4 protein-coding genes and 1 pseudogene are annotated in these 6,531 nt (G+C 31.2%); 1 reads left to right on the top strand and 4 read right to left on the bottom strand.

Translation table 11 applies throughout. The features are described 5' to 3' along the window. Positions 1-75: 75 nt before the first annotated feature. Positions 76-192, top strand: a pseudogene (locus BUB36_RS18185) (transposase domain-containing protein); the annotation flags it as partial. A gap of 620 nt (positions 193-812) precedes the next feature. Here the strand turns inward: BUB36_RS18185 and BUB36_RS18175 are convergent. The 4 genes from BUB36_RS18175 to BUB36_RS20245 all read right to left on the bottom strand — a co-directional run. Continuing rightward, on the bottom strand, positions 813-1,172 hold the full coding sequence (locus tag BUB36_RS18175) for a non-structural maintenance of chromosomes element 1 family protein (protein ID WP_073153599.1): 360 nt from the start codon (positions 1,170-1,172) through the stop codon (positions 813-815). A gap of 31 nt (positions 1,173-1,203) precedes the next feature. After that, positions 1,204-5,334 (bottom strand): chitobiase/beta-hexosaminidase C-terminal domain-containing protein, encoded by a 4,131-nt coding sequence (locus BUB36_RS18170; protein ID WP_073153596.1) that lies wholly within the window; start codon positions 5,332-5,334, stop codon positions 1,204-1,206. A gap of 21 nt (positions 5,335-5,355) precedes the next feature. Next, a complete protein-coding gene (locus BUB36_RS18165) occupies positions 5,356-6,039 on the bottom strand; it encodes a hypothetical protein (protein WP_073153593.1) in 684 nt (227 codons plus the stop codon). Between the two features lie 15 nt (positions 6,040-6,054). Beyond that, a partial coding sequence (locus BUB36_RS20245; protein WP_330390550.1) for a hypothetical protein occupies positions 6,055-6,531 on the bottom strand: 477 nt, incomplete at its 5' end.

Genomic DNA, 6,531 nt, shown 5'->3' with positions numbered 1-6,531 from the left:
CAGCAGTACGAATTGCACTACCATTTTTTATAATATGGGCATCTATGATATGACCGATTGCTACCATTGTAAAAAATTGAAACTGCTAAAGCCAATAACTTAAGTCCATTTCATTACCTACAATATTTATTTGTAAAATTACCTAACATAGATATAACAAATACGACTCACCTTGATGCTTTACTACCTTAGTCAGATACTCTTCCAAGTGATTGTAAGGTTCCTTTAAAAGAATAATATCATAGCCTCTGCCTAGTTGCTAGGTGGGGGCTATTTGACGCTTACTTTCTTTTTCCATTTAAAAATCCATTTAGTTTTCTATTTTATTACCTTCATCAAAGCCCTTAATTTTACAAAGGTTCAAGGGGGTTTATATTCTCAATCCCCAATACTTTTTCTTAAATCTTTCCATCAAAAAAGAGAAAAGATTCAAGGCTTAAACCATGATTCTTTCCCCTTAATAATTCTATTCATATTTCCATTTTTACTTCCATTTTTTTGACCCTATATCAGACAAACTCTTTCATTCCAAAACTTTATTTTAAAAATGCAAAGAGTTTATTTTAAATTGAAAGGGTTTGTTTTAATTAGACAATTTTCTTTTAATCAATACTACTGACTCCACATGCATAGTTATTGAATTTTTGATTAAAAGAAAACACTTGATATCCTATAACTTTTTATAGCATGTGCAAATTACATATTCTTATTTTTTATACCTAATTTTGTGATATATATTATCACACTTTTATAGTCTATTTAGTTACAATTAGTTTTTTTCCCGTCTATTATTTAAGCTATCTCTATAGAGTTTATTTGCTCCAGGATTTCTTTAGTATTTTACCACTTACAGGATCAATAATAGTAACAATACCACAAGCTGTCCTTATACGTAACTTATCCTCATCTTGCCTTTCACATGAAGTAAATATAAATTCATCCCTATATTTATTATAGTTTTCAAATATAGATTTTATGTTCCATAGTATTTTGCCTTGTTTGTCTACACAATAAACATTGCTCGTAGGCTGTTGTGCAATGTCATTACTTTTGGTATTCCATAACTGGATTATATATACTTTTTCAAATTCTATTATTTTTTTTATATCATAATCAAATTTTAATATTTTATTATTAATATTAATTCTAACATTGTCTATTATATTATACATTCATAGTCACCACCTTAAAATCAAATTATAGTTATTGTATTAATCTGATATTTCTAGGTGTACCAATATATTGACCCATCAAATCAAATTGAATGCCTCCACCGTTTCCCCAATTTGGTATCGGTCCAGCTTTTCCACCTCTAATTATACTACCAGCTGGAATTTCATAGTCACATACATATTTAGGTATAAATTCAAGAGAGTATTTATCTTTTATTTGAAGTGGAGTTAATCCCTCTATATCTTCCGCTTTCATAACCCATTGTCCAAATTCATCACCTGTTTTTTCAAAAACCCTAACAAATGTCATATCTTCGTTAAGCTCAATTTCATAAACCTTGGTGCCTGCTTCATAAGGAGGAGTACTGCCATCGGTATTATAATATTCTTTCCAAAATTGATTTGCTTCTTCAGCTGTTTTTTCTGCAACAATTTTTCCTTTTGTTCTTGACGTTACTTTATACCCTATAGTTTCTTTAAGCTTTGCCACACTTTCTTTCAGTATACCCTGCGAACGTTCTGCCATTTTACCTGATATATATGATATACCAGACATGGCTGCTGCTTCAGCTAATTCTGTTACTGTCGCTCCACTTAACACAGCACCGCCTACACCTGTTGGTGCTGTAGCCAATGCCATTGCTCCTGCTGCTCCTGCACTTTCTAAAGCCCTAACCGCTTCTATAGCACTTCCTACTGATGCTGTTGTATATGCAGCAGTGAAGACTGAATCTCCAAAAGCTTTGGCTTTCATGAAGTAATAGTTATCATCATGCGGTTCAGCACCTAAAATCCACTGCGCAAGTCCAAAATAGACATTGTCATCAACACTTATAGCAAGCCCGCCAACTATCATTCCTACATCTTCACTATTTAATTCAGCTGGATTAATTCCTATTTTAACATAGAATTTATCTAACAGCTCATTCTTTTTATTTTCTATCATTTGTTTTATATCTTCAATGCTTGGAAGACCCAATTCCATTGTCGCATACTTTTCTTCAGTCATTAACGGGGATATTTTTGAAAAGCTCATAATGCCCCCATTTTCGATTGGATTGGTTGCATAGGTAACTCCAGTTGCTGACCACTCTCCGTTATTTAATGAATACTGCCTCCAAATTTCTTCATCACTTCGTTTTGTTATTGCATAAACTGTTTCTGTTGCTTCACCTGCATATCCACCAATATCGGATATGTAACCTTCAACTGTTACATCTGAATCATAGGATTCTGAAAACTTATACCAATCATAATTCTCAATCATGCCAACATCAACATGATCAGTTTCACTCTTTACAAATTCTCCTAACTGTGTGCCACCTTTACTATCATAAATAACAACTTTTGTATATAAATCACCATTTAAAAATATGCAGTACTCTAAATCAATATAGTTATTTTGTTCTCCTACCGGGATGCTTATGTTCTTTCCACCTTTACTATACCAGGTTTCATTATCCCATGAGCAGAAAGCTTCTATATAATAGTTTCTAGATGTATCTATATCTCCACCATCAACTATGACTCTAGCTGTCAAGTTTTTCGATGATTCAAGAGGTGAAGTTAAGTATATTAGCTCTGCTAATAAATCTTCATCATCTAAAATTATTCCATTAGCTTGTGCCATTTTGTTTCCAGCAACTGGTGCATAATCACTATAATTTCTACTATACCCTACTTTAATATCCGTCGGTTCATTCAATCCCAGTGAACTTAATTCCGCTGACACTTCAATTATTGAACTATTCTTTACTAATTCTGCTGTACCTACTTGAACCCAGTTCCAATCATCTCCATTACCTATATATTTTTTTATCATATTTTCTTCTATCATATAGTCAGCACCGGAATTATTCCAACACCACAAATGATAGCCTGTATCGCCGTTATTGTCTATGTCTATATAAAAATTATTTGGACTATTAAGCTCGCTTCCTTTAACAAGTAGGTATAGTTTTTTACTATTTTGAACGGCATACAAGTTGTCTATAGAACCAGTACCTTGGGATAAACTAATTATTTCTTTCCATTCATCAGAGCTCCCATCTACATCTATTTTTACTGGAATTTTAATACTAGGCATATTATATCTAAACTCTACAATATTTCTTGTATCACCATTCTTAACAGCAGTTGTTTTGAGAAGTTTTGTGCTGTCAATGTAAATAGGTTTCGAATAAATCTTTCCATTGATAGCACTTGGGTCTGTTCCATCTAATGTGTATCTTATTTCGTCCGCTCCATCACAGGATAATGTTACATAATGTGTATCGCTATACGTTCCTGAAGGTTTGCTTGCATATATAATATCCAGTGGAGTCCAACCTTCCCTTTTTATTTGTGTATAAGCCCACAAATATACTTCCTTAAAACCTTGATTAAAGCCATCATTAATGGCTTGTTCAATATTCTTCCATACATAGGAGTAATCACTGTTTAATACAAAACCTGAGAAATAATGTACCTTATCTTCCGGATATCCTAAGTAATTTTGAGCAAAAGTTAATGTTTCTAAATGCTTGTCCATTTGATCAAAAATTAAATAATCATAATCTTCTATCATAAAAAAATCTAAATTGGGATATTGCCAATATTCCTGTGGGAAATTAACTATAGTCATCATTTCAGGCACTCTATCTTTATCTATTACAGAAGGTGTAAAAAATAATACCGTAAATTCAGAATTTGGATATTTTTGTTTTACTGCATTTCTAAGAAAATGTGCCAGTTTACCATTTTGTTCTCTTAACCAATAAAGCATCTCTTCATGGCCTTCTATGGATTCATTTGCAGATTGAAATTCATGCATAGGATAACCTTTTTCGCTTAAAAACAAATTTTTTGTTGCTTGGTCATAAAAACATGGAGGTTGATTTTCTTCATTTTCAATAAACCACCACCAAGGTTCACCTAGTTGGATTACTGGTTTTATCCCTGCGTCATTTGATAATCTTGCCAGCTCTTCCACATACTTTTTAAGAAATGCTTTTGTATCACTATTTGTAAAACTCAACAGATGTGGTGTTGGCTCCCACATTGTAGAAGCAGGCGTTCCATCCCAAGCTCTCTGCCACCATTCTTCTGGTGCATCAACATTTTCCATAGATATAGAATGAATTATATCCATATCTCTTTCTTTAATTCTTTTTATATAATCTTTATACCAAGTCTCAAACGCCAAATTAAAAGGATAGTCTGTCTTCATTTCCATTTTCTGTCCATTATATTTTTTATCATAATAATGTGAAGCACCTATGTAAAAGTTTACAATTTCTCGGTATCCTAATTTGTCATACTCGCTTACTACTCTTTCAGGGGTTAAGTTGTATATATCATCATAATCATCACATAATCTTAAAGATTGAACTGATTGTGTTTCAGGTTCAGTTCTTAAAAAAGTATCTCCATATACATTCCAATTAGAAAAATCTACTTTATACTCATATGAATCATTCAAATACGACATATCTTGAGTTTCCCAATTATATCCTACTGGAACAAACGACCACATAATACTTTTTATATCATCTACAGGTACTTTTTCCCATCCAGGCATTGGCACCCATTCATCTTCTTCTGTCCAATACCAAGGTACCCATCCAGCATATAAATTATCAAAGTCTAATACTATTCTACCTGTTGAACCTGTTGCAGTCCCAGGAGTTCGCCCTTCTGGAAATCTAATTGTTGTTTCATATTGCTGACTTGCACCTATTTCCCAATCATCTAATGGCCTATTTACTACATAGTTCCATAATCTAACATAATAAAAATCACCACTATTTGTTTCTATAGTAATAACTGGACTTATCTCAGAATTCATTAACTCTGTATATCCAGATAGTGAATAATCATATTCTAATATTACGCCAGAAAAATCAGAATTGGTTGGATATTTTAAATCAATATGACTTAAAACATCCTCTGTTTCCCACGACATACCTGCCAAATCTTTATTTGTTCTAAAATTCCCAACTGAAGAGAAAGTGTAATCATCTTGAGTAACAGTAGCTGCCATCATCTCAAAATTAAAATCTGTTGTTAAGTATTTAGGTTTTAATTTATAAATTGTAGATGAATCAGCATATATATTATTTGTACTTGCTATAATGCATATAATCATTATAAATATTAAACTAAAATACTTTTTAAAATTCACTTCTATTCCCTCCTTTCATGTCTAGTCATTACTTCTCATTATATTTTCTCTATAATCAGTGATTAATTTTACTCTCTTTTCATAAATTCTTTTAAACAGTTTTTTATACAATTCATTTTTTGGTTGTTTCGAGATAGCATCAAGTATTTTTTCATAAGCATAATCAAGGTCACCATTTTTTTCTGCTAAAAAAGCGATATATGCATCAATTCTTGAGTCTGTATTTTCTTCTTTAATAAGATCTGCATCTTTTTTAAATTTTTTAATATCTTTTTCGTTTTTAATTTTTACCAGTTTTTCTTCAAGTTCTATGTAAGCTTGTCCATCTTTAATGATTAATTCTAGGTCATTTTCATCACCACTTAAATATACATTATCTAATACAGTTTGTGATTTTTTGACAACTGGTTTTTTCCAATCTTTTAATTTCTGAGAAAATCTTTTGCTTTCTTTTTTGATTTTTTTATCATCATGTTTTATTAATTTTTCATTTTTTGTTTTTGGTGATATTGTTCTATTTAGTCTGTTGTTGTTAGTTTTTTCTATAGACTTGGCATATGCAAAACTTATTAAGGCAAAAAAACAAATAAAAATTATAAACTTCCTTGTTATTCTTTTCAATTTTATTCCTTCCTCTGTAAATTTTGGTAGTTTTTGTTTCTTGTATATTTTAATTATACCATTTTTTGGATTATAGCAAGTCATTTATTAAAATATTTTTTATATTATTTCCCCAACCACAACCCCAGTCTTCAAAACAAATTCCACTTCAACCAAAGATACAACTCTTATCTTTTCTACTAATACCCTAAATAATTCTTCATCAAAACTATTTATCAATCCATACTCATTCAGTATTTTCTCAATCTCTCTAACCCTAGAATAATTATTCTTACACTCCATTTCAGTTTTTGTATATGCGAGTCGCTTACTCCTTAAGTTTTCCATCTCCAAAACCAGTCTGTTGTATTCTTCATCATAAATATCACTGTCAATACTGCTTCTAGAATTTAGTCTTATTAAATTTGTTATCTGCTCTCTAATCTCTGCTAGTCTAGAATCAATAGCTTTTATTTCTTCATCTTCTTTATTTTTAATTAGCACTTTTTCTATATTACCCATCATTTTCTTTATTAATCCATCACTATCTTTTATTACCTTATTAGCCACTCTAACAAATGCTGCCTTTAGCTTTTC

The sequence above is a fragment of the Paramaledivibacter caminithermalis DSM 15212 genome, from assembly GCF_900142245.1.
GTDB lineage: Bacteria > Bacillota > Clostridia > Peptostreptococcales > Caminicellaceae > Paramaledivibacter > Paramaledivibacter caminithermalis.
This window is presented reverse-complemented; position numbering and strand designations above follow the sequence as displayed.

What these genes read in the sequence shown, in the direction of transcription:
- BUB36_RS18175 (WP_073153599.1), bottom strand. Translation starts at nt 1,172, where the DNA reads ATGTATAATATAATAGACAATGTTAGAATTAATATTAATAATAAAATA.
- BUB36_RS18165 (WP_073153593.1), bottom strand. Translation starts at nt 6,039, where the DNA reads ATGACTTGCTATAATCCAAAAAATGGTATAATTAAAATATACAAGAAA.